The following is a 26,411-nucleotide window of genomic DNA, read 5'->3' as shown; positions in this document are numbered from 1 at the left end:
TTCTCCGTCGGTGTGCTTCTCAGGGTGGCGGCCGGGTATCAGCCAATCTCGATCATTTCAAAGTCTTCTTTGCCCACGCCGCAGTCAGGGCAGACCCAGTCCTCAGGCACATCTTCCCACTTGGTGCCCGGCTCGATACCGTCTTCCGGCCAGCCTTCGGCCTCGTCGTAAATCAGTCCACACACAACACACTGCCACTTTTTCATAATCTCTCTCCGCGTAGAATTCGGGCGCAATGATAATTGTCAGACAATATTGCACGCAAGTTTTTTGGTTGTGACTGCACATTACTCAAAACGGGCCACCATCATACCCACCCGCCCGGGATTGACCAATGCCACTCAGGACAGTCTTTCCCGGGTATTTCTGCCAATCGCCACAAATACCCATGGGCCGGTCGGTGGGTTGCCCCTCCCTTATACCCGCCTCCTCCGGTATAATCGCCGGTTTTACGACAGGATCCGACCGCTATGACCGATACCGTCGCCGAGATGAATCAGGTAATGAATGAAGCCGATTGCCTGGTCGATGAACAACAGGTACAGGTGGCCATCCGCAGCCTCGCAGACGACATCACCCGCCGCCTGAAAGACAGCAACCCCCTGCTGTTCTGCGTGATGAACGGCGGCCTCATCCTCACCGGACAGCTGCTACCGCTGCTGAAGTTTCCGGTGCAGGCGGAATACCTGCACGCCACCCGCTACCGTCAGGAAACCACCGGTGGCATCCTGGAATGGAAGCTGCGACCGGAAGCGGACATGAAAGACCGCACCATCCTGATCGTTGACGACATCCTGGACGAAGGCACGACCCTCTGCGCCATCGCCGATTACTGCCTCGCCCACGGCGCCCGCGAAGTGCTGACCGCGGTACTGGTGGACAAACAACACGACCGCAAGGCGCACCCGGATCTGAAAGCCGACTTCACCGGCCTGAACGTGGAAGACCGCTTCCTGTTCGGTTTCGGCATGGACTACAAAGGCTACTGGCGCAACGCCCCCGGTATTTATGCCGTCAAGGGACTTTGACCGGCGGGTGGACACGCCTGGCAGGGTGCCATTAACCGCACCCCTGGCGATTCCGCCCACCGACTGGTATCGCTCGCTGGCTGCTGCAGGCCTCCGTGACAACACGGTGCACGGCCCTGCCCGTTTCTGGTTACAGGCGGAAGGTTCGCTGACCCGGGAACTGCAACGGCGCTGCACCGACTCATTCCACGTTAACGTGATCCGTGAAGGGTTTTCGCGCCCGACCCGTGAAGAGGCGCAGACACTCAACGTGCCCGAGCGCCAACTGGCGTGGATTCGCGAAGTGCAGCTGTGTGGCGACGGTGCGCCCTGGGTGCTGGCCCGCACCGTTATTCCACTGCCCACCCTGGAAGGCGCCGGGCGACGCCTGCGCCACCTCGGCCGCCAGCCACTGGGCGCCTGGCTGTTCAGCAACCCCCGCTGGCAACGTGGCCCGTTTGAAACCGGCGTCTGCCTGACCTGCGACCCGAGCCAGCCCCCGGTGGCCCGCCGTTCGCGTTTCCACAACGGCGACAAGGCGCTGCTGGTGGGCGAGTACTTTCTGCCCCAGTTCTGCCACTGAGCCCGGCCTTTAACAGGCGCACGTCCGCTGGCTATAATCCACGCTCAGGAAAACACCAGCCATACCCAATCGGACCACGCACTATGCTGTTGAACGCCATGCCCGAACACCTGCGGAGCCGCCTGGCGGACTACGCCAAGCTACTGCGACTGGATCGCCCCATCGGCAGTTTGCTCCTGCTCTGGCCCACTTACTGGGCGCTGTGGCTGGCCTCCGACGGATTCCCGGGCATCGGCAACCTGATCATCTTCACCGTCGGGGTGTTTCTGATGCGCGCCGCCGGCTGCGCCATCAACGACTTTGCCGACCGCGACGTCGACCGCCACGTCAAACGCACCAGAGATCGCCCCCTGACCTCTGGCCGCATTGCCGCCTGGGAAGCGGTCGCCCTGTTCCTCGGCCTCGCCCTGGTGGCCTTCCTCATGGTGGTGCTGTTCACCAATCCGCTGACCCTGTATCTGTCCTTCGGCGGCGTAGTCCTTGCGTTCATTTACCCGTTCATGAAGCGCTACACCCACCTGCCGCAGCTTTTCCTGGGCGCCGCCTTCTCCTGGGCCATTCCCATGGCATGGGCGGCCGAAGCCAATGAACTCACCCAGCTGACCTGGCTGCTGTTCACCGCCAACGTACTCTGGACCGTGGCCTACGACACCTTCTACGCCATGGTCGACCGCGACGACGACCTCAGGATTGGTGTCAAATCCACCGCCATTCTCTTTGGCGACGCCGACCTCGCCATCATCGGCTTTCTGCAGGGTCTGGTGGTGGTGATCCTGATCATGGTGGGCAACCAGGCGGACCTGGGCATCATCTACAATCTGGGTGTCCTCGCCATGGCCGGCCTGTTCATCTACCAGCAGTACCTGGCCCGCTTGCGCGAGCGGGAGGGCTGCTTCAGAGCGTTTCTGAACAATAACTGGGCAGGATTTGCGGTGTTTGCCGGGCTGGTCGTCGATCGCTTGCTGCAATGACAGTAAGGAATATGGGAGCGGTGTGTCGCAGTCGTGCCCACTCCCGCCACCAGGCAGAATGTGTCATATACTTGTAACACTATGGCGTTGTAATAAGGCAGCAACAAACCAAGGTCTGATACAGGTTAATGCCCATGAATGGAAAAACTGTCCTGATCGTCGACGACGAGGCCCCGATTCGCGAAATGATCGCCGTGGCCCTGGAAATGGCGGATTACGACTACCTGGAGGCAGCGGACGCACTGGAAGCGCATGCCCTGATCGTCGACAAACACCCCGACCTCGTCCTGCTTGACTGGATGCTCCCCGGCACCAGCGGAGTGGAACTGGCCCGCCGCCTCAAAAAAGAAGAGGCCACAGCCGACATCCCCATCATCATGCTCACCGCGAAAGTCGAGGAAGACAACAAGATTCAGGGCCTGGAGGTGGGCGCTGACGACTACATCACCAAGCCCTTCTCCCCCCGCGAACTGGTCGCCCGCCTGAAAGCGGTGCTGCGCCGGGCCACACCACCGGGCGTTGATTCTCCGGTAGAAGTGGAAGGCCTCACCCTTGACCCGGTCGGCCATCGGGTCACCACCGAGCAGGGCGCCCTCAGCATGGGCCCCACCGAGTACCGGCTGCTGCAATTCTTCATGACACACCAGGAACGGGTATATACTCGCTCTCAATTGCTGGATCAGGTCTGGGGTGGCAACGTCTACGTTGAGGAGCGTACCGTTGACGTGCACATTCGCCGGCTGCGCAAGGCCCTCGGCGAGCAACATGACCACCTGATCCAGACGGTGCGTGGTGCCGGCTACCGCTTCTCCACCCGGGCGGCATAAACGGCGGACGCAACGGCGGCACACCAACTCCAGGGCGTCTCGATGCAACACAACTGGTCACGATACTTTCGCCTGATCATCGGGTTTCTGGTCGTCTGCACCGCGGCGGGCGCCTTTTTCGGTTACCCGATCTACGGCCTGACCCTCGGTTTGATCGCCTACCTGTGGTGGACGCTGGTACACGCCCGGCGCCTCTACCACTGGCTGGGCAACCCCGGCGCAACCCGTGAGGCGCCCCAGAGCATCGGCCTCTGGGGCGACATTTTTGACGGTCTCCACAAACTGCATCAGAGCCACCTGCGCCTGCAGGATCGCCTGCGGGCACAGATCAACCGGGTGCAGGAATCCACCAACGCCATGCGCGATGGCGTCATCATGACCGACGCCAAAGGCTCCATGGAATGGTGGAACGGCTCCGCCGAGTACCTGCTCGGGTTCCGCCGCAACACCGACCGCGGCCAGTACATTCACAACCTGATCCGCACCCCGGCGTTCAAAGCCTACTTCGACGCCCGCGACTACCGCGAGCCGCTGGACATCAACTCTCCGGCCAAGCCCCACATTCACCTGCAGATCCAGATCAGCCTGTTCGGTGACGACGATCGCCTGATCGTTGCCAAAGACGTGACCCGGCTGTATCAACTGGAGCAGATGCGCCGGGATTTCGTAGGCAACGTGTCCCACGAGATGCGCACCCCGCTGACCGTCATCAGCGGCTATCTGGAGACCCTGGTCGACAACGCCGACGACCTGCCGCCGAAGTGGCGCCGAGCCATCACCACCATGGCCCAGCAATCGTCCCGCATGGAAGCCCTGATTACCGACCTGATCCTGCTGTCAAAGATTGAAACCGGGGAACAGACCGTCAATGACACGGTGACCGACGTGGACGCACTGATTCGCCAGATCTGCCACGACGCCAGCGCCCTGAGTGGGGAAAAGGAACACGAATTCAGCGTGAAGATTACCGACCAACGGCTACTGAAGGGCGACGAAAGCCAATTGCGCAGCGCCTTCTCCAACCTGATCTTCAATGCCGTGAAATACACGCCCGCCAGGGGCCACATCACCGTGACCTGGAGCGCCAACCGTGACGGTGCGCATCTGTCGGTGCGGGATACCGGTATCGGGATCGATCCGGTGCACATTCCCCGCCTCACCGAACGTTTCTACCGCGCCGACCCGAGCCGCCACAAAGACACCGGCGGCACCGGCCTCGGGCTGGCCATCGTCAAACACGTGTTGCTGAACCACGACGGCACTCTGGAAATCAAGAGTCGCATCGGCGACGGCAGCGAGTTTATCTGCCACTTCCCGCGGGAACGGCTGGTCGAACGGGTACCGGAAAACGTATCCTGATCAGCGGTTGGCGGCGCGGAAACGCGCCACGAAGCGGGACAGGTCTTCAAGCTTCTTCGGATCCTCATCTACAAAGCGGATGGTGACACTGACAAAATCCGTGTCCTGACGCTTATCCACCGCCTGCAACTGGTGAACGTATCCGTTAAGCCTCGCCATCTGCCCTTCCGCAATCTCGATGTCCACCACCGCCTGATCAAGAATGCCGGGAAAATCCTGATCCCGCTTCGCGATAACACGCACTTCTGTCAGGTTGATGTCTTTCACCACAGATTTGAGCGTGCTGTCGGCAAAGCGCACCGAGGCCACGCTCAGCGAGCTGCAGGCGGCGGGTTTCTGCTCCGGAACCCCGGCGCCGGCCGCCAGCAGGGGCGAGGCGGCTGTGCCTCGCTCTGTGGCCGGGGTGTCGGTGACAGGCTCACGCTTCTGGGTCAGCAACGTCGCCGATTCCTTGAAGGCATCGGTGGGGCTGGCCATGGATTTTCCGCCGTGGTCCATGGCGTCTTTAAGGCTGCGCCCCATCACCTTGATGATTTTCTTGCTGAGACCGTCCGGACTGAACGGTTTGCCGAGATATTCCGACACCCCCTCTTTCACCGCTTCTACCACATGATTCTTATCGCCGCGGCTGGTGATCATGATAAACGGCACTTTCTCGTACTGCGGCTGCTGGCGCATCCACTGCAGCAGTTCCAGGCCGGACATCTCCGGCATTTCCCAGTCGCAGAGGATCAGATCGAAGGCGCCCCGGGACATCAGCGACTGTGCGCGACGGCCGTTCTGCGCGTCGGTGGTTTCAATCACGGGAAAACGCTGGCGAATCGTTCGTTTCACCAGATCCCGCACGAAGCTGGCGTCATCCACTACCAGCGCTTTGAGCATTGCCATGTTGTTTTGACCCTTTTACCGACCATCCGGGACGTTTCTCGATGAAACTATAGAACAAAGCAGACCCGGGAAAACCCCGACGCTACAAAAAGACCACAATTCACTGCAGGCGGGAACCGGCGGGTTAACGATTTGTCACGGTGACAGGCCCAAACCGGTATTTTCGTTCGTAAAAAAAAGGCTACCATGGCCGTGCCTGTTCAAAATGAACACCTCACCCATTATTGTTTCCATACCGAGGTTCTGCGTGCAAAACAGACATTCAGGGACTACCCACGGACAACGGACACTGCAACGTCTCTCTGTGACCGGACTGCTGCTGGCACTGGCGCTGCCGGTCGCCGCGGAAACCAGCAACACCGAGGCGTTCGGACAATGCGTTGCACGCCTCAAAGACCACGCAATTGCAGCGGGTGTCAGTACCAAAACCGCCAACGATGTGCTGACAGAGGTCGAACACCTTGACCGGGTGATCGAGCTCGATCGGCGCCAGCCCGAGTTCACCACCACGTTTGCGGATTACCTCAATCGCCGGGTGAACGAAGACCGCATCAGCAAGGGTCGGGAATTACTCAAAGAGCACCGGGAGCTGCTTGCCCGGGTCACCCGGGAAACCGGTGTACCGGCGCCGTATCTGGTGTCTTTCTGGGGGCTGGAAACCAACTTTGGTTCCTACTTCGGCAAGATGTCGGTGCCCAGTTCGCTGGCAACCCTGGCCTGCGACCCGCGCCGCAGAAGCTTTTTTACCGAGCAGCTGACCGCCGCGCTGCGGATTATTGACGAAGGCGCCATTGCTCCGGAACAGATGGAGGGATCCTGGGCCGGCGCCATGGGCCATGTCCAGTTCATGCCCACGGTGTTTCTCAAGCACGCCGTGGACGGTGACGGCGATGGCAAGCGGGATCTGTGGAACAGCCTGCCGGACGCCATGATGTCCGCAGGTAACTTCCTGCAACATCTGGGCTGGGACGGCGACTACCGTTGGGGCCGGGAAGTGCGGCTGCCCGCCAGTTTCGATTACTCACTGGCCGACGGCCGGCGCCTTGAGCTGGCGGAATGGAACAAGTTGGGCATCACCGACGCCTTCGGCAACGCACTGGCGGATGAGCCCATCGACGCGGCCCTGGTGGTGCCCTCCGGCCACCGCGGACCGGCGTTTCTGGCCTACCGCAACTTCAACGTGATCATGGGCTGGAACCGCTCGGAATTCTACGCCATTGCCGTGGGCCACCTGGCCGATCGTATCGCCGGGGCGGGCGGCCTGCAGACCCCCCCACCGGAGGATCAGCCCAATCTGTCCCGGGACATCATCCTTGCCCTGCAACAGTCACTGAACGGCCGCGGATTCGACACCGGCAAGCCAGACGGTATCATGGGGCCAGCCACCCGCGGGGCCATCCGCGGCTATCAGGCGGCCAACGACCGCATCGCCGACGGCTATCCGTCTCAGGACATCCTCAACGAGCTGACCGTGGCTCCGGAGGCCGAGAATCAACCCGACGCGTCCGAGGAATCCGATGACTGAGCACAGTACGCCATGGACTCGATAACCCAGGCGGCCCTCGGGGCAACGCTCGCCGGCGCGGTAGCCGGCAAAACCCTCGGGCGCTCGGTGCTGCTGACCGGAGCTGTGCTGGGCACCCTGCCGGATCTGGACGTGATCATCGATTACGGCAGTGCCGTGGCCAATTTCACCCAACACCGGGGGTTCAGCCATTCGCTGTTAATCCTGATCCCGCTATCGTTTCTGCTGGCCTGGGCATTGTGGCGCTGGAAACCGCAGCTGAGTTATCAGCGCTGGCTGCTGATGACCGGCCTGATTCTGGTCACCCACCCGGTCCTGGACACGTTCACCACCTATGGCACCCAGCTGTTCTGGCCCTTTGGACCACCGGTGGCGCTGAACAGCATTTTTATCATCGACCCGCTGTACACCCTGCCCCTGCTCGCCGCCATGGTGTTCTTTCTATGCCGGCCACAGAGAACAACCGCACTGGTGACGGGCCTGGCGGTGTCCACTCTGTATCTGGGCTGGACGCTGGCTGCGCAACAGATGATTACCAATCGGGTGGAACCGGCACTGGCCCAGGCGGGGCTGGCAGAGGCACCGCGCATGGTGCAACCCATGCCTTTCAACACCGTTCTGTGGCGGGTTACCGTGGTGAGTGATGATCGCCGGGTGGAAATGGTGACCGGCTTTCTCGACGGCGACGCGCCCCTCAACCTCGAGGAATTCGCCCGCGATCCGGCACTGGCCGCGCGCGCCCGCACCCTGCCTGAGGGACAGCGACTGGAATGGTTTACCGATGGCTTCCTGCATTATGAGCAGCAAGGCGAGCTACTGATCGCCACCGACGTGCGCCTCGGGGTTCCGGGCGCGCACCCGTTCACGTTCGTGCTGGCGAAGAACAACGGCAATAGACTGGAACCGTCCCTGAGCTACCGTCTGGACCGCCCCGCGGTCCGCAAGGAACTGCTGGGTGCGCTCTGGGCCAGACTGACCGGCACGGCGCCGGTGCTGTGCCTGGCCAGTCTCGAGCTGCCACCCCCCGGAGAGCGGTGTTCCTGACCGTGCGCCTTGATCAGTTTGTGGCCACCGCCACCGCGCTCTCCCGCAGAGAGGCCAAGCAGGCGATCACCCGGGGTCGCGTGCGGGTAGACAGCCACCCCTGCCGCGGCGCAAATACCCAGATCGACAGCGATGCCCGCGTCACACTGGATAACGCCACGCTCACCCTTCCCGGCGAACGCTACTTGATGCTCAACAAACCGGCCGGCGTGGTCAGCGCCACCACCGACAGCGATCACCCCACGGTACTGGATCTGCTGCCCGCGGCCACCGCCCGGGGCCTCCATATTGCCGGCAGACTGGATGCCGACACCACCGGCCTGGTGTTGCTGACCACCGATGGCCGGTGGTCGCACCGCATCACCTCGCCACGGGTGGAATGCCCCAAGACCTACCGGGTATCCCTCAGTGAGGCGGTAGCGGACGAGGCCCTGCAGCAACTGGAATCGGGGGTCACCCTGCGCAACGACCCGAAGCCCACGAAACCCGCCAGCATCCGGCGCCTCGGTGACCGCGAGATCGAACTGACCATTTCAGAAGGCCGGTACCATCAAGTGAAGCGCATGTTGGCGGCGGTGGGTAATCATGTGCTGGCGTTGCATCGCCAGCGCATCGGCACCATCGAGCTGGATCCGGCCCTGGCACCCGGAGCCTTCCGCGAGCTGACCGATGCCGAGATCAACAACGTGGTCTGAGTGCCGGCGATCAGGCCCGCTCGAACTTCTGGGCCTTGAGATTCTTGCGCACGGCACCGGCCTCGAACACCTCACCGTTCATGGCAATGTAGACACCCGCCGGCAGCAGCTGCACCGCAGCCCAGGCGAAGCCGACATTGAATACCGCATCACTGCGGCGCATTCTCGCCGGTTGCATGGCGCCCAGCAGCACAATGGTCTTGTCGGTGATGGTCGACAGCGCGCGAGCCGTTTCGGCCATGGTGTCGGTACCGTGGGTAATGAGGATCTGCGTCGCATCAGCGGCCGCCACCGCCTCACGAACGGCCTCGCGATCGGCATCGGTCATCTCGAGACTGTCCTTTCGCAACAGGCCGTTAATGGCGTAGCCGTCGTGAATATTGGATTCGGTCAGCAACTCCGGCAGCAACGTGTCTCCGATCTCAAACGCGCTGTTGACATCAAAATACACCTTGTCGATGGTGCCGCCGGTTGTAAAAATCTGGATCATCTGTTCCCCCACTCCCTGTCAGTTTGAGCTCGCCGGCTGTTGCGTCTGACCGCCCTCGGCATAGATCGCGTTTTTCTCCTGCTCATACGCCTTGGCCGCCGCCGCAACGCGGCCGGTTGCGCCGGTATCCAGCCAGTTGCGGATGCGGCCGGCATCGCCGATCGGTGAGCGGGTGCCAAGCGAATCCAGTAGCACCGTCACCACCTGTTTGCCGTTCATGTTGGACACCATGACCAGGCAGCGGCCCGCTTCGGACAGGTAGCCGGTCTTGCTCAGACTTACGCCCCAACTGTCCCGATGCACGAGAATGTTGGTGTTGCCATAGGACAGGCTATATCGGGGCTGGCGGAAGCTGGCGGAGAAATAGCGGGTGGTCGAATAGTCGCCAATCTGCGGGTGGCGTGCCGCGGCATTGACCAGTTTGACAAGGTCCGCCGCGGTGGAGGTGTTGTGCACCGAGAGTCCGGTCGGATCCACAAACCGGGAACGGGTCATGCCCAATGCCAGCGCCTTTTCATTCATGGCGCGAACAAACGCATCGAAGCCACCGGGATGCTGACGGGCCAGGGTGTAGGCCGCAAAATTCTCCGAGGACATCAGAGCGATTCGCAACACGTCCGAACGCCGCAGCTCCGAGCCCACACGAATACGGGTATAGGCATTGGCCGGCGCCGGTATGTGGCGTTTCTCGAACACCAGCCATTCATTGAGCGGTACGCCGGAATCCAGTACCACCAGTGCCGTCATCAGTTTGGTGATGGAAGCGATGGGCACGATCCGGTCGGCGTTCTTGCCGTAAACCAGGTCGTTGTCACCGGCGAAAGTAACGGCCGCGTTGACAGACGCCAACTGAACCACACTCGCTTCGCCGCCCTCACTCTGACTGCGGGCACCCGTATTGTGGGCGTAGGCCTGGCTCATAACCGCACTCAGCAACAACAGCATCAGGCCTGACAAGGCACTTCGGATCATCCATCAACCTCTGACTTCATTTCTGTGGCTTCATTCACGGTGGCTACTATACCAGCGAATGACACCAGGAGAATGAGCGCCGCCGCCACAAACCATTAACACTCCGTCAGGTTCGTGCCGACCAACAGGGACGTGCACGCATTCACAGTTCTCACCCAGGCGTTTAAAACAGCAAATGCAAAACACTATAAAATGCAGTAAAATTACTGCAATTTCATAATGTTGCAGATTATTACATCGTGTAATCAAGGTGTAACTGCCAGCTCGACATTCCGACAACGCAGGATTTTCCCCTGAATGGACTCATCCGCGAGCCCGACAACGCAAGCCCGCGCCGGAACCCCGTGGCGGCGTCTGCCAAAACTGGCCCGGCGCTGGCTCCCGCTGAGCTTGCTGATATTCAGCGTTTTCTACGGTGTCGCCGCACTGTCGCTGTCACCGTCGATCAACAGCGTTGATCCGCGGCACGGGCTGGCCACCGCGCCGCCCGACGCTGATCTGATTCACGTTCGCACCGAGTTTTCTCTGCAATCCCTCGATCAGGCGCTGAGCGCTCGGCAACAGGCGGCGGTCGCGCCCTGGACCTCCACACCGGAGAACCACACCGGCATCGGTTATCTGAACCAGCCCGCGACGTTCCGGTTCTCGTTGGAGAATACCTCGGAGGAACCGGTCATCAAGCTGCTGGTGGTGTCGGCCCCGTTTCTCGACCGCATCCGCCCTGCCATGGTGACGCCGGAAGCCCGCGTGGAACGCCTGCCGGTTATGGGCGACAGGCACGCGTTCCAGCACCGTTACTTCAAACTGCCGCAGTGGATCTGGCCGGTGACACTGAACCCGGGCACCACCACCTTTCTGTTTGAAGTGGAAAATTCCGGGCCTACCCTGCTGCCCCTCTCGGTTCACAAGCCAGAGGACATCCTCGGACATACCGCCTTTACTCTGGCCTGGAAGGCCTTCATCGCTGGGTTACTGGCCTTCGCCCTGCTCTTCAACATCAGTATTGTGGTGATGCTTCGACGCCCCGGTCTGGCCTGGCTCAGTGTGTTTATGGTGGGGGTCATGCACAGCCAGCTGGTCATGGACGGCTTTGGCCTGTGGTTTCTGTGGCCGGGCTGGCCACAGATCAACAATCTGTTGAATGTCAGCCTTCCGCTGTGCCTGATCGCCCTGTGCCAGTTCACCCCAAACTTTCTGTCGATTCCACGGTACATCACGTCGGTGCTGCACGGCTTCAGTATCGCCGCGTTCGTCATTCTGATTGCCGCGCCACTGGGGCTGCCCTTCCCCGGTCAGGGTACTTTACTGGTGCTGGCCACCCTGACCGGCCTGTTCATACTGGCGGTGGTGGGCCGGCAGCTGCACCGCCATGTGTACGCCCGCTATTACGGCCTGGCCATTCTGGTCATCCTGAGCGGGGCCACTGCATCGTCCCTTCGCACCGTGGGTTGGGTGCCGGTCAACGACCTCACCGACTCGGCCTTTTTCCTCGGTGCCGCCATCGCCTCCCTGGTTCTGACCTCCGGCGTGGGACGGTTGCTACTTGAGGAACGAAAACGAAGACTGCATTCCGATGTGCGTGCCCGTCAGGAGGAGCAGCTGCGGTCAAGGATTGAGCAAGATTATGATCGGCTGCTGAAAACCCATCGGGTAACCGGCAAACCCAACCGCGCCATGCTCGAGGAATCACTGGACACCCTTAATGCAGCGGCAACGCCCTACACCCTGTGCATTGTGCGCCTCACCCGCTTCCATGAAATTGAGCAGGCGCTCGGCTACCGCACCGCCGAGGAACTGCTGAAAATCTACCTGCGCCGCCTCAACAGCTTTCTGAAGCGGTCCTTCAGTACCCGCCTGGTGATGGTTAACGGCTTTGCCCTGGCCAGCATCGACACCGTCAACCACGCCTTTGCTTTCCACCGCAGCGATGACACGGCCGGCGACCGACAAACACTGGAAGATGTGGTGTCCTGGCTTGGCCGGAATTTCAGGGAAGGGCGCTTTGCGTTTTCCTGGAGCCCGTCGGTGGGTGCCGCCCACGCCCCGGAACATGGTCCGGATGCGGCCAGCCTGCTGTCTTCCGCCGGCTTTGCCTCACTCAACGGCGATCGCATTCTCTGCGAGTACGACCCGTCAATCGCGGAGTGGCAGTACCGCCAGCAGATCCTGATGCTCGACGTAGAAGACGCGCTGGCCAACGGCCACATGTGGCTGGAGTATCAGCCCAAGGTCCATATTCGCGAAGGCCGGGTCAACTCGGTGGAGGCACTGATTCGCTGGCAGCACCCGGAGTTCGGCCGCGTGCCGCCAGACCACTGGATACCGCTGGCGGAACAGGTCGGCATGATTCATCCGGTCACGCTGTGGGTCATCAACCACGCCTGCGGCGATCACCGCCGGCTGGCGGCGCATCACGGATCCACGGTCGCCATTGCGGTAAATATTTCCGCCAAGGACCTGGCCCAGCCGCACTTTGATCGGGAAGTGCTGGAGATCACTCAGCGGCACGGGATGACCCCGGGCGACCTGATTCTGGAAATTACCGAAACCGCGATGATGGCGGATCCCGAGGCCGCTCGCGTGATGATCCACACCCTCAGCAACCTGGGCTTTCGCATCGCCCTTGATGATTTCGGCACCGGCCACTCATCACTGGGCACCCTCGCCCGTTTTGATCTGGACGAGCTCAAGATCGACCGCAGTTTCCTCAAGGACATCCTGGAGCACCCCACCCGCCAGCGGATCTTCCGTGCCACGCTGGAACTGGGGGAAGCGCTGGATCTGGACATGGTGGTGGAAGGGGTAGAAACCCAGGCCGTGGCCGCGTGGCTTCAGCAGTTCCCGGGCCTCCACGGCCAGGGCTTCTACTGGGGCCGGCCGCAACGGCTCATGGCAGATCCGTCACCGCACCCAGAGACGCCGAGCTGACCGTACGGGCGTATTTCGCCAGCACCCCCCGGGTGAATCGTGGCTGAGGCGCCTGCCAGGCACTGAGCCGTTGCGCCAGTTCCGAGTCCGGCACATCCAGCTCAATGCGGTTGCTGACCGCATCGATGGTGATGGTGTCGCCATCCTCCACCAGGGCAATCGGGCCACCTTCGGCCGCTTCTGGCGTGATGTGCCCCACCACGAAGCCATGACTGCCACCGGAGAAGCGGCCATCGGTAATCAGCGCCACATCGCTGCCCAGGCCCTTGCCCATGATGGCCGATGTAGGGCTGAGCATCTCGCGCATGCCTGGCCCTCCTTTCGGGCCCTCGTAACGGATCACCAGCACATCCCCGGCCACCACCGTGCCATCGAGAATCCGCTCCTGAGCCTCCTCTTCGGAATGGAACACCCTTGCGCGGCCGGTAAAGTGCGTGCCTTCCTTACCGGTGATCTTGGCGACCGCGCCGGTGGGCGCCAGATTGCCGAACAGAATGCGCAGGTGGCTGTCGGCCTTGATGGGGTTGTCGAAGGCGTGAATGATGTTCTGATCCTGCGGATAGGGAGCCACTGCCTGAAGGTTTTCAGCCAGAGTCCGGCCGGTGACCGTCAGGCAATCACCGTGCAGCAGGCCACGATCCAGCAGCATTTTCATCAGCGGCTGGATACCGCCGATGGCCACCAGCTCAGACATCATGTAGTGGCCGCTGGGGCGCAGGTCCGCCAGCACCGGCACCCGCCGGCCGATCTCCACAAAATCGTCCAGCGACAACTCCACTCCTACGGTGCTGGCCATGGCCAGCAGATGCAGCACCGCGTTGGTGGAGCCCCCCAGGGCGATCACCACGGTAATGGCGTTCTCGAACGCCTCCCGGGTCATCACATCCGAGGGTTTGATGTCTTTGTCCAGCAGGTTCAGTACCGCCGCACCGGCGGCCCGGCAATCCTCGGCCTTGGACCCGGATACCGCGTTCTGGGCCGAACTGCCCGGCAGGCTCATACCCATGGCCTCGATGGCCGAGGCCATGGTGTTGGCGGTGTACATACCGCCACAGGAACCGGGGCCGGGAATCGCGGTTTCCTCGATCTGTTTCACCTCGATCAGATCCAGGTCGCCGCGGGCGTGGGCACCCACCGCCTCGAACACCGAAATGATGTCAGTGTGATTTTCGCCGGGCATGATGGTGCCGCCGTAAACAAACACCGACGGGCGGTTCAGCCGCGCCAGGCCCATTATGCAGCCCGGCATGTTCTTGTCACAGCCACCGATGGCCACCAGACCGTCAAAGCCTTCACAACCGGCGGTGGTTTCAATGGAATCGGCGATAACTTCACGGGACACCAGCGAGTACTTCATGCCCTCGGTACCGTTGGCGATGCCGTCGGACACGGTGATGGTGTTGAAAATCAGCGCTTTGCCACCGGCCTCGTCGGCGCCGGCCGCCGACTCCTCCGCCAGACGGTTGATGTGCATGTTGCAGGGGGTGAGGTTACTCCAGGTGGAGGCGATGCCCACCTGGGGTTTGCGGAAATCCTCATCGGTAAAGCCCACGGCACGCAACATGGCACGGCTGGCAGACTTGCCGATGCCATCCACCACCGGGGCGGAATAACGACGGCGCTTGTCCTCTGTCATGGGTCTCTCCTTGCTGATCGGCTACAGGTCCGATTCAGATTGTCAGAAAAACCGTCTCACAACAACGCTTCTCAGGCGCGGATCAGCGCATAGTCTTTGAGGTCCAGAGACGCCATCTGCCGCGCATACTGGGTGGCAAACCCCGGATACATGGTGGCGTTGAAGCCGTCTTCGGTGAGGTACCAGCTCTTGCAGCCGGAATTCCAGTTGGTCTTCGCCAGCCGCTTCTGGATTTCCCGGTTATGGCGGGCCTGGATATGGGACTTCACATCCAGCGCCTTGATCTCCAGCGCGCGCAGCACCCTGACGGCTTTCAGGATGTACTCAATCTGCGACTCCATGTACACCAGCGCCGAGTTGTGCCCCGGCCCGGAGTTGGGGCCAAAGGTCATGTGCAGGTTGGGGTAACCGGACACATTGATGCTCTTGTAGGCCTGCGCACCGCGGTGCCATTCCTGGCCCAGCTCCCGGCCACCGACGCCCCTGACCGGGAAGGGCGTGCCGGCGTTGCTGACATCGAAGCCGGTAGCAAACACAATGCAGTCGAACTGATGCTCGATGCCCTCGGCGGTGCGGATGCCCTGTTCGCTGATCCTGGCAATCGGCCAGGTCACCAGCTCGCAGTTGTCCTGCTGCAGGGCCGGGTAATAATCACTGGACATCAGCACCCGCTTGCAGCCGATGCGGAAATCCGGCTTCAACTGACGACGCATCCAGGGATCCTTGACCTGCCGGTTCAGATGCGCTTCGGCCACCTTCTCCACCACCCGGGTCAACGGTGAATTCCACACAATACCCAACGCCACCGACTCATGGCCGAGATACAGCGCCTTGCGCACCGCCGCCTGACTGGCCGGGACCTTGCGGAACAACGTCCGGTTCCAGCCCGGGGTGGCAAAATCCGGCTTCGGCAGCACCCAGCCGGGAGTACGCTGAAACACCTTCAGCTTCGCCGCCTGCTGCACCAGCGCCGGAATAATCTGCACCGCACTGGCTCCGGTGCCAATCACCGCCACCCGCTTGCCGGTGAAATCATACTCATGATCCCACTGCGCGCTGTGCACCGTGTGACCCTTGAACGAATCAATACCCGCAATCTTTGGCAACCCGGGGTTCGACAATGGCCCCTGCGCCATCACCACCGACCGGCCGCGGAACACCTCCCCGGACGCCGTGACCGCCGACCACACCCCGGCGGCTTCGTCGTATTCCAGCCCGGTGACATTCCGGTTGAGCCGCACCATCCGTCGCAGGTTGAACCTGTCCGCCAGGTAGTGAACATACTTCAGAATCTCTCCACTGCCGGAAAAACTCCGCGACCAGTCCGGATTCGGCGCAAAGGAAAACGAATACAGATTCGACGGAATGTCACAGGCCGCCCCCGGGTAGGTGTTGTCCCGCCAGGTACCACCGATGTCAGCGGCCCGCTCCAGAATCACCACATCGCGGATGCCGTCCTGTTGCAACCGTAACGCCGTACCGAGACCACCGAAGCCCGCCCCAACGATCAGCACCTCATGAACATGAACATCCTGCTCAACCGGTCCAGCAGCCGCCTTCCGGGTCGTCTTTCTTTTGCGTGGAGCGGTTTTAGCTTTCTCAGCCTTGGCTTTCCCAACAACAGTCGTCATAACACTCTCTCAATTTCAACAAAGCGACCCCCATCCCTCGCCTCACTCCATAGCTGGGGCAAACAGAGTCAGGCCGTGGTGCGCCAGGTCAGCCCCTTGACCCAGGTCGGCACCGGCCCTACCGCCCGGTTGGGAATAAAACTGGTCAGCTTCACCAACGCATCCACCGGCACGTGGTACGGATGCGAGCGATTTACCACCATCTTTCCGTGCTGGCTGATGATCTGGAACCAGGGATTGCGGCGCCCCTCCTCGGTACGACCGCCAATGCGCTCATACTTGTTCATCGCGTCATACAGGCGCTCTTCCTTCAGCCCCATGGCGACAATGTTGTCCCGCATCTTGTTGAGCAGCGGCGCGTAGGCCAGCACCCCGAGAATCAGTTTGGGGTTGGCCACGGTACCGATCGTTTTCACCGCCAGTTGATGCAGCTTGCCGCGGCCCAGCATTTCCATAACATGGAAATCCACCCCCAGATGCCGCGACTCATCGCCGTTGATCTTCGCGAACACCTCGTGACACAGGGGATCGTCCACCTCCTCCAGCAGGAATTTCAGCAGCGCGCCGTCCAGGGCAATCTCCAGCATCGGAATCACCGAACCCAGCACCTCCAGCGGCATATCATCGCTGTAGCGGTCCAGCCACTCGATGGTCAGTCGCAGATTGATGTTCGGTTCCGGCAACTCATCCCCTTCGAGCATGCCCCAACGGCGCATCAGAGCCATTTCAGCATTGGCATGACGCTGCTCTTCGGCATGGAAATAGGTGTAAATCTCCCGCAGGGTGTCGGTCGGGGCCTTCTTCGCCATCGCTGCAAAGCCGCGGGCGCCGACGTGCTCGATCCACATCAGGTCCGACATGAACGCCTTCAGCTTGGGCCACTGCTCCGGGCTGATCTTGTCAGCACCCGGGGCCTCCCAGTCAATGTCCGCCAGCGCCCACTGGCTGTCCTTGATTTTCTCCAGCATCTTGTCGAGATCGATAGTCGCCATAACGTGCCTTCCTTTCAGATCGGATCAGGGTGGATCGGCCCGGCTCAGTCAGTGCAAGCGGCTGACACCGAACCGGTTGATCAGCCCGGTGCCGAGGGCATAGGTGCGTGGAATCAGACGCTTGGCGCGCCAGATCATGCGCGCATCGAACTGCGGCATGACGTACAGATCGCCCCGGTCCAGAGCGTTCAGGGCATCGTTCACCACCCGCTCCGGCGACATGCCGAAACGATCCATCAGGCGGTCGAACAGCTTCGAGGATTCCCCGATGATGCGGCCGTTGGCCTTGATGTTGGTTTTCACCAGCGTCGGGCACAACGCCGTTACCGAGATGCCGGAACCGGCCAGCTCGGCTGCCATGGTCTCGGTCAGTGCCAGGGCACCGGCTTTAGTGACGTTGTAGGCGCCCATCAGCGGGGCGGCCGAAAAGCTCGCGGTGGACGCCACATTGATAATGCCGCCATGGCCCAGCTCTTTCAGTTTCGGAGTAAACACATGACAACCGTGAATCACGCCCCAGAGGTTGACCCCCAGGGTCCATTTCCAGTCGGCCATGGTGGCCTCACCGACCGGCTTGCCGCCGACACCGACGCCGGCGTTGTTGATCACCAGGCTGACCGGCGCGGGCAACACCCGCTCGGCCTCGTCGGCCAGGGCCTCGACCTGATTGAGCTTGCTGACGTCACATTTGAACGCCCAGGCCTGACCTCCCAGCTCCTTGATCAGAGCCACGGTCTCCTCGGCGGTGGCCAGATTGATATCCGAACACAGCACAGTACCGCCACGACGGGCAATTTCCAGTGCGAACGCACGGCCGATACCACTGCCGGCACCGGTTACGACCGCAGCGGCGCCGCGGCTGGGTTTGTTGGGCAAACGACTTCCAAACATGGAGTACCTACACTTTGACAATGAGCGAATGATTCACTCACCATAAAGCGAACGCTTGTTCGGAATCAATTCGGAAAAATTATGGCCAGAAAACCTGTGCAGCAACGCGCCAAAGCCACCGTGGACGCCATTGTCGAAGCGGGCTTCATTGCCATGGCAGAGCGCGGACCAGCGGCCACCACAACCCGGCAAATCGCTGATATTGCAGGAGTTGGCGTGGGCTCACTGTATGAGTACTTCGAGAACAAGGAAGAGATCTTTCAGGTCATGAGCGAGCGCTTTGTGGCCGACACCATTGGAATGATCCAGCCCCTGATTCCCACCATTGTTCGGAAACCGATTAAAGAGGCGGTGCTCGATCTGCTCGCCCACTTCCGCGATTTCCTGCAGGCCAACAACGAGCGCTACCTGAAATGCGCCCGTTACGCCATGGCGCTGGATTTCGAGCAACACGTGGAACCGCTGCAGAAAACCCTGTCGGAACTGGTCACCCAGTATCTGATGCACCACCCGGAAACGCTGAAGATCCGCAACATCCCGACCATGAGTTACATCATGATCAACGGCGGTATCTACTCGGTGGTGCGGCACCTGTGCGATCCGGCCCCGCCCATCACCTTCGACGAACTGGCCGGGGGGCTGGCGGATATGGTGGGCCACTACACCGAGCGCGAAATGGCCCTGGTCAGCGACCGATAATCACACTGCCACTGCCGACGGTGACGCCACCGCAGGTAATGGCGCTCCCGGTGACGGCAGCGGGTATGCCGTTGATCAGCACGCTTGCGGAGCCTGCGGCCACCGCGCGAGGGTGAGGCGGGTGTTTGGGCTTGGAGTGCATGGCGAGGGGATCGCCGACCCGGGCAACTGGTTTACCGTCCACCAGCACATCGGGAGACCCCGCAATGACGGGGGTGGGCGGAAAGCCCTCATGATCGGTGCCGAGGTCACCCAACAAAACAATCGCTTTGCTCATTCCCTGAAGTCCTTATCGTCCGTGACTGTCTTCATGTCTTGCGGCCTATCTTAAAGCCAATCGCTGTCACTGCCAAACGACCAGGTCTCACCCGCACCGGATGCGTCAGGGGATGACCTGCGTCAAAGGCGGTCCCGAGCCCATCTTCTACAATTCTGCCATACCCAAACGCCATGGAGGCACACCATGTCATCAACCGGCCATCCGGAGTTCGAGCTCTGGCGACACGGCTACGGTGTTATACGGCATTCCCCGACCACCTGCACCCGCGCCAGAGCCATGGCAGAGGCACTGGTGGCCAACGGCCAGCAGCCGGACACCGAGGCGGTATTCCGCAAGCTGAGCGCACTCGATCGCCTGACCAGTGCCGGTCTGTGGCTGGTCGCCCACATGACCTACACACAGCGGGTGGATATCAGCGGCCAGCCGCTGCAGCCGCGCGATTTCAAACACTTTCCGGAGGGCCACACCGGCGGCGCACTGAACATGGTGCCGGCCTATGCCGCTTACCTGGCACTCAACAACCTGACCGGGCAGACCCGCAGCTGGCTGATGGGTCAGGGTCATTGCGTGGCCGCCATCGACGCCCTCAACGTCCTCACCGGCAACCTGCACCCGGAGCAGCTCAGCCGCTACCATGGCCCCGAGGGGCTGTCAGCACTGGTATCCGATTTCTACAGCTATCGCCAGCGGCCGGATGGCGGCATGGCCGCCCCCCTTGGAAGCCACGTCAATCCCCACACCGCCGGGGGCATTATCGAGGGCGGCTATCTCGGGTTCGCCGAACTGCAGTACGCCCACATGCCCCTGCCCGGGGAATCCCTGGTGGCCTTCCTGTCCGACGGCGCGGCCGAGGAACAGCGCGGCAGTGACTGGGTTCCCCGCTGGTGGCGGGCTGAAGACTGCGGCACGGTGATGCCGATCATGATCGCCAACGGCCGCAGAATCGAGCAGCGCACAGAGCTGGGCACCCGCGCCGGTCTCGAGCGATTCGAGGAGCACCTGTCCGACCGCGGCTTCGCCCCGGTACGCTTCGATGGCCGCGACCCCGCTGCCTTCGTCTGCGTGCTGTTTGATATGGAGAACACCCTCGCCGCCAACGGCCGGCGGGCGATCAAGGGCGAGCAGGTCTACCCGGTTCGGGTACCCTACGGCATCGCCGAGACCGTCAAGGGGTTCGGTTTCTATGGCGCTGGCAGCAACGCGGCCCACAACCTGCCGCTGCCCGGCAGCCCGCGCGTGGATGCCAAGGCGCGAGAGCTGTTCCAGAGCCACGCCGATACGCTGTGGGTGGCACCGGACGAGCTGGCAACCTGTGTGCAACAGCTCAATCAGCACGTTCACCAGCAACGTCCGCTGGAACGGGATCACGCCCTGGCAACGCGGAACCCGCCGGAGCCACAAATACCGCACCTGCCCCAGGTCAGCACCGGATGTTCGCCGATGCAGGCCGTCGACGATTTCTTTACCGCGCTGGTGGATGCCAATCCCCACCTGCGAGCGCGGGTGGGCAACCCGGATGAACTGGCCAGCAACCGGCTCAGCAGGGTACTTAATCAGCTCAAACACCGGGTCAACAACCCGGAAAGTGATCAGGAGTCGGTGCAGGGCCGGGTGATCACCGCGCTCAATGAGGAAGCGGTGGTTTCGGCCTGTCTCGGCAACAAGGCGGGATTGAACCTGGTGGCCAGTTACGAGGCGTTCTGCGTGAAAATGCTGGGCGCCATCCGTCAGGAACTGATTTTTGCCCGCCATCAGCGGGAAGTGAATAGGCCCGCCCGCTGGCTGGGCTTTCCGGTGATTGCCACCTCCCACACCTGGGAAAACGGCAAGAACGAGCAATCCCATCAGGACACGACGTTCTGTGAAGCTTTGCTGGGGGAAATGAACGACGTATCGCGGGTGGTGTTTCCCGCTGACTACAACAGCACGCTGGCGGTGCTGCCCGGCATCTACCGGGGCCGCGGCACCCTGACCTGCATGGTCATACCCAAACGGGACCGCCCCTGCGTGTTCAACGAGACCGAGGCCCGGGCCCTCGCCCGCAACGGCGCCTTAGTGGTGGACGAAGATACCTCCAGCGGCGAACCGGTGCTGCTGATTGCCAACGGCGCCTACCAGTTGTCGGAGCTGATGCGCGCTTGCGAACGGCTGCGTGAAACCGGCACACCGTTCCGCCTGGTCTATCTGCAGGAGCCGGCCCGGTTTCGCCAGCCTCGGGATGTCCACGAGGCTACGGCTTGTCTGTCCGAATTCGAACGGGAGCGACTGTTTCCATTCCGCCTTCACCGCCGCGTGGCCCTGACCCACATGCGGCCGGAGGTGTTCCGAGGTCATCTGCACCCTCTCTTCCCCGAGCCGCGCCATTCCCGGGTGCTGGGCTACATCAATCGCGGCGGCACCCTGAACGAGGCTGGCATGCTGTTCGCCAACCGCTGTTCCTGGGCCCATGCGCTGTCAGCCTGTGCCCTGGTCACGGAACGGCCACCCGGCGAATGGCTGTCCAGTGCCGAGCTGGCGGCTGTTGAGGGGCGCGGTGACCCCGGCGTGATCACTCGGGGGCCGGGCTAGACGCGCCCGGTTTACGCCTCGCCCGCCACGCCGCAAGGCGGTCTCCAGCTCCTATTAAAGCCCGGCCGGGATACTGGCCGGGTTGCTACAGGTCAAGAACAGCGCCCACGAGGCCGGTCAGTGAACGAATACGGGGCCGAATCCCATGTTCCACAGCAGTACCGAGCCCACCCGGGTGGAGACCAGAATCACCAGCGCCACCGTCAGCAGGGCGCCGCCGTACATCACCGCGCGGTCCTTCTCGATGCCCATGACAATGGGCAAGCCGTCAAACATCAGCCAGGCGCCGTAACAGGCGGCCAACAGAAAGACGAGGGCATTGAACCAGGGCACCGGGTAAAGCAGCGCGAAGCCGGCGAGGAACAGTGGTGTGCAGGAGTAGGACGCTAACGCAATGCCGTTGGACGGCACCTGTTCTTCCGCCGCGCCGTAGGTTCTTGCCATCCAGTTGATGGCGTAGCCCAGGGCAAAGACGCCGATCAGTATGGCCAGGTATGTCAGCACGCTGAGCTGCATGGCGCTGATTTCGGTCATTTTGATGAGCCGGTCGTTGCCGACCGTCCAACCGAAATGCGCGGTGGAAATGTACGCACAGATCGGGGCAATGGCTGCCAGAACCAGTACGTAAGCCACATAGAGACGGCGAGGGGGCGCGTGTTCTCTGCGAATGGACGCCCATTCTTCATCAGGATGAGTAAACAGACCGAATGCATGTGACAGGAGCATTGCCGCTCTCCTTTTTGTCGTTATTGACTCTTATTGGTTACGCTTCTACCTGAAAGCTAGATCAGAACGGCAAAAAGCTCCAGTCACACCGATCAATTGCGGGGGTCGGTCTCGGCCACCCAGGGCCGCTGCTGGTGACGGTCACGGAATGACAGCAAGCTCTCGACACCCTCGAAGCTTATCAGGCTGCGGAAATCGAGCCAGTCCACCAGGCAGTACAGACACATTGCCGGGTAATTCCAATCCTCGAACGTGCCCTCGTCGACCAGGGCTGTAAGGGTGCGCAGCGTGGTCATGATGCGCTCCCGCTGCAGATTGAAAAACATGACATCGGCGCCGGTGTCGAGGCCGGATCGTTCCGACAACAGCAAGGTTACCGCGGAATCGTTGGCGGCGTCGATCAGGGTGAGCTGGTTCTGCTGGTTCCAGGTCAGCGGATCGCGGCCCTGCTTGGCGCTGATGTAACGCGCGATGATCCGCGAGTCATAAATATCCTGGCCGTCGCTCTCCAGCATGGGGATTTTCAGAGCCGGATTGTTGCGACGCAATTCGTCCCGGCCCTCACCATAGATATCCAGGTTGATGAATTCGTAGGGCTCTTCATCCAGCAGGATGCGAATGCGGCGAACATAAGGCGACGTCGTCGAACCAATCAGTTTCATGTGCTCTCCAGTGATCAACAGTTTATTATTAAAGTAGGCTGTCCGGATCGGTGTAGGCATACCCGGTCGCCTCTGCCACCTCCCTGTAGGTCACCTTCCCTCGGAAGACATTCAGACCCCGACGCAGGTAAGCATCGGACGTCAGCGCACTCACGACCCCCTGATTGGCCAGCGCCACGATGAACGGCAGGGTAGCATTGTTCAGCGCCAGCGTGGACGTGCGGGCAACCGCGCCGGGCATGTTGGCCACGCAGTAATGTACCACGCCATCCACAATGAACGTGGGTGCATCGTGAGTGGTCGCCTTCGAGGTTTCTGCGCAGCCGCCCTGATCGATGGCCACATCCACGATCACGCTGCCTTCCGGCATCCGCGATACCATGTTGCGGCTGACCAGTTTCGGCGCCGAGGCCCCGGGAATCAGCACACCGCCAATGACCAGATCGGCCTCGATTACCGAGCTCTCCAGGGTGTCAGCGTTGGAAAACAGCGTGCTGATGCGGTTGCCATAGAGCTGGTCAAGCTGCCTCAGTACGTCCAGGTTGCGGTCCAACACCGTGACCCGGGCGCCCAGCCCGACCGCCATTGCAACCGCATTCTGCCCCACCACGCCGCCACCGATGACCGTCACGCGGGCGGGAGCAACGCCCGGCACCCCCCCGAGCAACACTCCTCGCCCCCCCATATTTTTTTCCAGGCAATGGGCCCCAGCCTGAATCGCCATGCGCCCGGCCACTTCTGACATGGGCGCCAGCAACGGTAGCCGGCCGTGGCGATCAGTGACGGTCTCGTAAGCGATGCAGGTGGCCCCCGAGCTTACCAGGTCGTCGGCCTGCGGCTGATCCGCTGCCAGATGGAGGTAGGTAAACAGCGTGTGACGATCGCTCAGCTGCGCTCGCTCCGCGCGCTGGGGCTCCTTGACCTTGACGATCAACTCGGCATTGGCAAACACCGCTGCACCGTCATCCACCAGGGTCGCTCCCGCTGCCCGGTATAGGTCATCGGTAAATCCGATCGCGGCACCGGCAGACGTCTCCACGAACACGGTATGCCCGTGTGACACCAGCTCCCTTACCGCGGCCGGCGTCATGCCAACCCGGTACTCGTGGTTTTTCACTTCCCTCGGCACACCAATGTTCATGATTTCCCCCGTTGCTGCCGCGCAGCGATGAGCCTGACCGGTGATTCTCCTGACAAAGTGTAGTAAAAAGGTCTGGGTCACGGAGACCCGACAGGACGCATCGGTTGAACAGACCTTCCCGTACATACCAGGACGTCGTCTCAACCACAGCACACAGGAGCAGGAACGCACATGAAAACCTTGATCGCCACCCTTTCCGCCACCACGCTGGCCTTTTCGCTGACCAGCACACAGGTCATCGCCGAAATGCAGACAGAAACCGTCGAATACACCGTTAACGGCACTACCTTTACCGGCTACCTTGCCTGGGATGACGAGGCCGATGGCAAGCGCCCCGGCGTTCTGGTTGTCCACGAATGGTGGGGCCACAACGAATTCGCCCGCGAGCAGGCCGAGCGACTGGCGGCAGCGGGATACACCGCGTTTGCGCTGGACATGTACGGTGACGGCAAACTCGCTGACCATCCGGACGATGCACAGAAATTCATGAAGGAAGCCACCAGGGACCTGGATCAGGTGCAGGCACGCTTCACCGCGGCCATGGAGTTGCTGCAGGACCACGAGAGCGTGGACAGCGGGCGCATCGCCGCGCAGGGATACTGTTTCGGTGGCGCCGTCGTGCTGAACATGGCAAGACTGGGGCTGGATCTTGACGGGGTGGTGAGCTACCACGGCGCACTGGCAAGCCCGATCAAGGCCGAGGCCGGCAAGGTCAACGCGCGAGTTCAGGTGTATACCGGCGGGGCCGACAAGATGGTGCCCTCAGATCAGGTCGCCGGACTGGTGCAGGAAATGCAGGATGCCGAGGTGGACCTGACGCTGGTGTCTTTCCCGGGCGTTCTGCATTCGTTTACCAATCCCGGGGCAGACCGCATTGCGAGCGAGTTCAACATGCCGGTGGGCTTCGATCAGGCAGCCACCGACCGCTCCTGGAACGGCACTCTGGAGTTTTACGAAACCATCTTCGCCGAGTAAGCAACCCGCAACCCCCGGTGAACTTCAGGCACAAAAAAAGGCAGCCGAAGCTGCCTTTTTGGCGGTTACCCTCTGTTATTTACAGAGCAGTAACGTTCTCCGCCTGAGGACCTTTCTGGCCCTGGGTAACGGTGAACTCAACCTGCTGGCCTTCTGCCAGAGTTTTGAAACCGCTGCCCTGAATAGCGCTGTAGTGAACAAAAACGTCCGGGCCGCCTTCACGAGTGATAAAGCCAAAGCCTTTAGCTTCGTTGAAGAACTTAACAGTACCGGTAGTAGTAGACATACTAAAATTTCCTGAAATCAATCATATTATCTGCTGCCAACACCCTCATGGTGCGAGGTCAGCGTGTCACGGAAAAACAGAATTCGCGGAATCAAAAACAGGACGGTCACTGCTAACTGCGGAGGTACGTCTTATTCATGAAATGCTTTACTAATCTTTCCTACGAAAAACACTCTACTCCTGATTTCCGGGATTGCCAAGGGTATTTTTCAATAAAATGTGTAGGTAATGGTACCCATCAACCCCTCAACACCCCAAAGGCATAAATTCCCAGCGCGGTCATGAGGATGGAGCCCACCACGTGGGCCAGAACGCCGGCGAGGGCCATCCCCCACTTGCCTTCCTGGATGGCTGCAAACATTTCCAGCGAGAAGGTGGAAAACGTGGTCAGGGCGCCGCACAGACCGGTAATGGCAAACAGCCGCCACTCCGGCGCCAGAGCGCTGCCATGCATAAAGAACCCGATCAGCAGGCCCACCAGGGCACTGCCGGCCAGATTGGCCACCAGCGTGCCCAGAGGAATGGCGTGGTAGCTGGCGTTCAGCCATAGCCCGAGGGCCCAACGAAGGTTGGCGCCGATCACGGCGCCAACACTCACAGCAACAACCGATAACCACATTTCAGCGGTTTGCCCG

The 26,411-nt window shown here is 61.4% G+C and carries 26 protein-coding genes; 12 read left to right on the top strand and 14 right to left on the bottom strand.

Annotated features, from left to right (window positions below; genetic code table 11):
* Nucleotides 1–38: 38 nt before the first annotated feature.
* Nucleotides 39–206 (bottom strand): rubredoxin, encoded by a 168-nt coding sequence (locus tag R0125_RS00480; RefSeq protein WP_008173532.1) that lies wholly within the window; start codon nucleotides 204–206, stop codon nucleotides 39–41.
* A gap of 264 nt (nucleotides 207–470) precedes the next feature.
* Between R0125_RS00480 and R0125_RS00475 the strand changes: the two genes are divergently transcribed.
* The 5 genes from R0125_RS00475 to phoR all read left to right on the top strand — a co-directional run bounded on the left by R0125_RS00475 (nucleotide 471) and on the right by phoR (nucleotide 4,747).
* On the top strand, nucleotides 471–1,028 hold the full coding sequence (locus R0125_RS00475) for a hypoxanthine-guanine phosphoribosyltransferase (RefSeq protein ID WP_317236764.1): 558 nt from the start codon (nucleotides 471–473) through the stop codon (nucleotides 1,026–1,028).
* Complete coding sequence (locus tag R0125_RS00470) at nucleotides 1,009–1,590, top strand: chorismate--pyruvate lyase family protein (protein WP_248181614.1); 582 nt, start codon at nucleotides 1,009–1,011, stop codon at nucleotides 1,588–1,590. Before R0125_RS00475 ends, R0125_RS00470 begins: the two co-directional genes overlap by 20 nt.
* Nucleotides 1,591–1,673: 83 nt before the next feature.
* The gene (ubiA, locus tag R0125_RS00465; RefSeq protein ID WP_317236762.1) at nucleotides 1,674–2,561 is read left to right on the top strand and encodes a 4-hydroxybenzoate octaprenyltransferase; all 888 of its coding nucleotides are present in this window, start codon (nucleotides 1,674–1,676) and stop codon (nucleotides 2,559–2,561) included.
* A gap of 134 nt (nucleotides 2,562–2,695) precedes the next feature.
* Nucleotides 2,696–3,388: a phosphate regulon transcriptional regulator PhoB gene (gene phoB / locus R0125_RS00460; protein ID WP_248181616.1), complete on the top strand. Its 693-nt coding sequence runs from the start codon at nucleotides 2,696–2,698 to the stop codon at nucleotides 3,386–3,388.
* A gap of 42 nt (nucleotides 3,389–3,430) precedes the next feature.
* Nucleotides 3,431–4,747, top strand: coding sequence for a phosphate regulon sensor histidine kinase PhoR (gene phoR / locus R0125_RS00455; RefSeq protein ID WP_248181617.1), 1,317 nt, complete (start codon nucleotides 3,431–3,433; stop codon nucleotides 4,745–4,747).
* On the opposite strand, the gene R0125_RS00450 is transcribed toward phoR, so the two are convergent.
* A complete protein-coding gene (locus R0125_RS00450; protein ID WP_317236761.1) occupies nucleotides 4,748–5,635 on the bottom strand; it encodes a response regulator in 888 nt (295 codons plus the stop codon).
* Nucleotides 5,636–5,939: 304 nt separating this feature from the next.
* Here R0125_RS00450 and R0125_RS00445 point away from each other — a divergent pair, with 304 nt between their 5' ends.
* From R0125_RS00445 to R0125_RS00435, 3 genes are read left to right on the top strand one after another with little or no spacing between them, the layout of a single operon-like run.
* Nucleotides 5,940–7,160, top strand: a complete 1,221-nt coding sequence (locus R0125_RS00445) for a lytic murein transglycosylase (RefSeq protein WP_410797525.1) — start codon at nucleotides 5,940–5,942, stop codon at nucleotides 7,158–7,160.
* A 12-nt stretch (nucleotides 7,161–7,172) separates the two neighbouring features.
* On the top strand, nucleotides 7,173–8,204 hold the full coding sequence (locus R0125_RS00440; protein WP_317236760.1) for a metal-dependent hydrolase: 1,032 nt from the start codon (nucleotides 7,173–7,175) through the stop codon (nucleotides 8,202–8,204).
* 2 nt (nucleotides 8,205–8,206) lie between these two features.
* A complete protein-coding gene (locus tag R0125_RS00435; protein WP_248181725.1) occupies nucleotides 8,207–8,899 on the top strand; it encodes a pseudouridine synthase in 693 nt (230 codons plus the stop codon).
* Nucleotides 8,900–8,909: 10 nt separating this feature from the next.
* On the opposite strand, the gene R0125_RS00430 is transcribed toward R0125_RS00435, so the two are convergent.
* Both R0125_RS00430 and pbpG read right to left on the bottom strand, forming a co-directional pair.
* Nucleotides 8,910–9,389 (bottom strand): asparaginase domain-containing protein, encoded by a 480-nt coding sequence (locus tag R0125_RS00430; protein WP_317236759.1) that lies wholly within the window; start codon nucleotides 9,387–9,389, stop codon nucleotides 8,910–8,912.
* Nucleotides 9,390–9,407: 18 nt separating this feature from the next.
* On the bottom strand, nucleotides 9,408–10,361 hold the full coding sequence (gene pbpG, locus R0125_RS00425; RefSeq protein WP_317236758.1) for a D-alanyl-D-alanine endopeptidase: 954 nt from the start codon (nucleotides 10,359–10,361) through the stop codon (nucleotides 9,408–9,410).
* Nucleotides 10,362–10,658: 297 nt separating this feature from the next.
* On the opposite strand from pbpG, the gene R0125_RS00420 reads away from it, so the two are divergent.
* The gene (locus R0125_RS00420) at nucleotides 10,659–13,289 is read left to right on the top strand and encodes an EAL domain-containing protein (RefSeq protein WP_317236757.1); all 2,631 of its coding nucleotides are present in this window, start codon (nucleotides 10,659–10,661) and stop codon (nucleotides 13,287–13,289) included.
* Here R0125_RS00420 and ilvD read toward each other — a convergent pair.
* The 4 genes from ilvD to R0125_RS00400 form a co-directional block, all read right to left on the bottom strand.
* Complete coding sequence (gene ilvD / locus R0125_RS00415; protein WP_317236756.1) at nucleotides 13,249–14,925, bottom strand: dihydroxy-acid dehydratase; 1,677 nt, start codon at nucleotides 14,923–14,925, stop codon at nucleotides 13,249–13,251. The genes R0125_RS00420 and ilvD overlap by 41 nt on opposite strands.
* Nucleotides 14,926–14,996: 71 nt before the next feature.
* Nucleotides 14,997–16,556 (bottom strand): NAD(P)/FAD-dependent oxidoreductase, encoded by a 1,560-nt coding sequence (locus tag R0125_RS00410; protein ID WP_317236755.1) that lies wholly within the window; start codon nucleotides 16,554–16,556, stop codon nucleotides 14,997–14,999.
* A gap of 68 nt (nucleotides 16,557–16,624) precedes the next feature.
* Entirely contained in the window at nucleotides 16,625–17,548 is a 924-nt protein-coding gene (locus tag R0125_RS00405) for a ferritin-like domain-containing protein (protein WP_248181625.1), read from the bottom strand.
* A 48-nt stretch (nucleotides 17,549–17,596) separates the two neighbouring features.
* The gene (locus R0125_RS00400; RefSeq protein WP_317236754.1) at nucleotides 17,597–18,424 is read right to left on the bottom strand and encodes an SDR family NAD(P)-dependent oxidoreductase; all 828 of its coding nucleotides are present in this window, start codon (nucleotides 18,422–18,424) and stop codon (nucleotides 17,597–17,599) included.
* 96 nt (nucleotides 18,425–18,520) lie between these two features.
* Here R0125_RS00400 and R0125_RS00395 point away from each other — a divergent pair, with 96 nt between their 5' ends.
* Complete coding sequence (locus tag R0125_RS00395; RefSeq protein ID WP_248181627.1) at nucleotides 18,521–19,138, top strand: TetR/AcrR family transcriptional regulator; 618 nt, start codon at nucleotides 18,521–18,523, stop codon at nucleotides 19,136–19,138.
* Here the strand turns inward: R0125_RS00395 and R0125_RS00390 are convergent.
* Complete coding sequence (locus R0125_RS00390; protein ID WP_317236753.1) at nucleotides 19,125–19,415, bottom strand: type VI secretion system PAAR protein; 291 nt, start codon at nucleotides 19,413–19,415, stop codon at nucleotides 19,125–19,127. The genes R0125_RS00395 and R0125_RS00390 overlap by 14 nt on opposite strands.
* 186 nt (nucleotides 19,416–19,601) lie before the next feature.
* On the opposite strand from R0125_RS00390, the gene R0125_RS00385 reads away from it, so the two are divergent.
* On the top strand, nucleotides 19,602–21,986 hold the full coding sequence (locus R0125_RS00385) for a xylulose 5-phosphate 3-epimerase (RefSeq protein ID WP_317236752.1): 2,385 nt from the start codon (nucleotides 19,602–19,604) through the stop codon (nucleotides 21,984–21,986).
* 117 nt (nucleotides 21,987–22,103) lie between these two features.
* Here R0125_RS00385 and R0125_RS00380 read toward each other — a convergent pair whose 3' ends face one another.
* The 3 genes from R0125_RS00380 to ald all read right to left on the bottom strand — a co-directional run bounded on the left by R0125_RS00380 (nucleotide 22,104) and on the right by ald (nucleotide 24,515).
* Complete coding sequence (locus R0125_RS00380) at nucleotides 22,104–22,712, bottom strand: Yip1 family protein (RefSeq protein ID WP_317236751.1); 609 nt, start codon at nucleotides 22,710–22,712, stop codon at nucleotides 22,104–22,106.
* A gap of 92 nt (nucleotides 22,713–22,804) precedes the next feature.
* Entirely contained in the window at nucleotides 22,805–23,374 is a 570-nt protein-coding gene (locus R0125_RS00375; protein ID WP_317236750.1) for a glutathione S-transferase N-terminal domain-containing protein, read from the bottom strand.
* 28 nt (nucleotides 23,375–23,402) lie between these two features.
* The gene (gene ald, locus R0125_RS00370; RefSeq protein ID WP_317236749.1) at nucleotides 23,403–24,515 is read right to left on the bottom strand and encodes an alanine dehydrogenase; all 1,113 of its coding nucleotides are present in this window, start codon (nucleotides 24,513–24,515) and stop codon (nucleotides 23,403–23,405) included.
* Between the two features lie 171 nt (nucleotides 24,516–24,686).
* On the opposite strand from ald, the gene R0125_RS00365 reads away from it, so the two are divergent.
* On the top strand, nucleotides 24,687–25,490 hold the full coding sequence (locus tag R0125_RS00365; protein ID WP_317236748.1) for a dienelactone hydrolase family protein: 804 nt from the start codon (nucleotides 24,687–24,689) through the stop codon (nucleotides 25,488–25,490).
* Between the two features lie 79 nt (nucleotides 25,491–25,569).
* Here R0125_RS00365 and R0125_RS00360 read toward each other — a convergent pair whose 3' ends face one another.
* Together R0125_RS00360 and crcB are read right to left on the bottom strand one after the other, a co-directional pair.
* Nucleotides 25,570–25,776: a cold-shock protein gene (locus R0125_RS00360; RefSeq protein WP_041340064.1), complete on the bottom strand. Its 207-nt coding sequence runs from the start codon at nucleotides 25,774–25,776 to the stop codon at nucleotides 25,570–25,572.
* A 238-nt stretch (nucleotides 25,777–26,014) separates the two neighbouring features.
* Nucleotides 26,015–26,395 (bottom strand): fluoride efflux transporter CrcB, encoded by a 381-nt coding sequence (gene crcB, locus R0125_RS00355; protein WP_248181635.1) that lies wholly within the window; start codon nucleotides 26,393–26,395, stop codon nucleotides 26,015–26,017.
* Between the last annotated feature and the right edge of the window lie 16 nt (nucleotides 26,396–26,411).

Source organism: Marinobacter sp. M-5 (assembly GCF_032911545.1).
Lineage (GTDB): Bacteria > Pseudomonadota > Gammaproteobacteria > Pseudomonadales > Oleiphilaceae > Marinobacter > Marinobacter goseongensis.
This window is presented reverse-complemented; position numbering and strand designations above follow the sequence as displayed.

Coding starts and splice junctions, on each gene's coding strand:
- R0125_RS00480 (WP_008173532.1), bottom strand. CDS start 206: ATGAAAAAGTGGCAGTGTGTTGTGTGTGGACTGATTTACGACGAGGCC.
- R0125_RS00475 (WP_317236764.1), top strand. CDS start 471: ATGACCGATACCGTCGCCGAGATGAATCAGGTAATGAATGAAGCCGAT.
- R0125_RS00470 (WP_248181614.1), top strand. CDS start 1,009: ATGCCGTCAAGGGACTTTGACCGGCGGGTGGACACGCCTGGCAGGGTG.
- ubiA (WP_317236762.1), top strand. CDS start 1,674: ATGCTGTTGAACGCCATGCCCGAACACCTGCGGAGCCGCCTGGCGGAC.
- phoB (WP_248181616.1), top strand. CDS start 2,696: ATGAATGGAAAAACTGTCCTGATCGTCGACGACGAGGCCCCGATTCGC.
- phoR (WP_248181617.1), top strand. CDS start 3,431: ATGCAACACAACTGGTCACGATACTTTCGCCTGATCATCGGGTTTCTG.
- R0125_RS00450 (WP_317236761.1), bottom strand. CDS start 5,635: ATGGCAATGCTCAAAGCGCTGGTAGTGGATGACGCCAGCTTCGTGCGG.
- R0125_RS00440 (WP_317236760.1), top strand. CDS start 7,173: ATGGACTCGATAACCCAGGCGGCCCTCGGGGCAACGCTCGCCGGCGCG.
- R0125_RS00430 (WP_317236759.1), bottom strand. CDS start 9,389: ATGATCCAGATTTTTACAACCGGCGGCACCATCGACAAGGTGTATTTT.
- pbpG (WP_317236758.1), bottom strand. CDS start 10,361: ATGATCCGAAGTGCCTTGTCAGGCCTGATGCTGTTGTTGCTGAGTGCG.
- R0125_RS00420 (WP_317236757.1), top strand. CDS start 10,659: ATGGACTCATCCGCGAGCCCGACAACGCAAGCCCGCGCCGGAACCCCG.
- ilvD (WP_317236756.1), bottom strand. CDS start 14,925: ATGACAGAGGACAAGCGCCGTCGTTATTCCGCCCCGGTGGTGGATGGC.
- R0125_RS00410 (WP_317236755.1), bottom strand. CDS start 16,556: ATGACGACTGTTGTTGGGAAAGCCAAGGCTGAGAAAGCTAAAACCGCT.
- R0125_RS00405 (WP_248181625.1), bottom strand. CDS start 17,548: ATGGCGACTATCGATCTCGACAAGATGCTGGAGAAAATCAAGGACAGC.
- R0125_RS00395 (WP_248181627.1), top strand. CDS start 18,521: ATGGCCAGAAAACCTGTGCAGCAACGCGCCAAAGCCACCGTGGACGCC.
- R0125_RS00390 (WP_317236753.1), bottom strand. CDS start 19,415: ATGAGCAAAGCGATTGTTTTGTTGGGTGACCTCGGCACCGATCATGAG.
- R0125_RS00385 (WP_317236752.1), top strand. CDS start 19,602: ATGTCATCAACCGGCCATCCGGAGTTCGAGCTCTGGCGACACGGCTAC.
- R0125_RS00380 (WP_317236751.1), bottom strand. CDS start 22,712: ATGCTCCTGTCACATGCATTCGGTCTGTTTACTCATCCTGATGAAGAA.
- R0125_RS00375 (WP_317236750.1), bottom strand. CDS start 23,374: ATGAAACTGATTGGTTCGACGACGTCGCCTTATGTTCGCCGCATTCGC.
- ald (WP_317236749.1), bottom strand. CDS start 24,515: ATGAACATTGGTGTGCCGAGGGAAGTGAAAAACCACGAGTACCGGGTT.
- R0125_RS00365 (WP_317236748.1), top strand. CDS start 24,687: ATGAAAACCTTGATCGCCACCCTTTCCGCCACCACGCTGGCCTTTTCG.
- R0125_RS00360 (WP_041340064.1), bottom strand. CDS start 25,776: ATGTCTACTACTACCGGTACTGTTAAGTTCTTCAACGAAGCTAAAGGC.
- crcB (WP_248181635.1), bottom strand. CDS start 26,395: ATGTGGTTATCGGTTGTTGCTGTGAGTGTTGGCGCCGTGATCGGCGCC.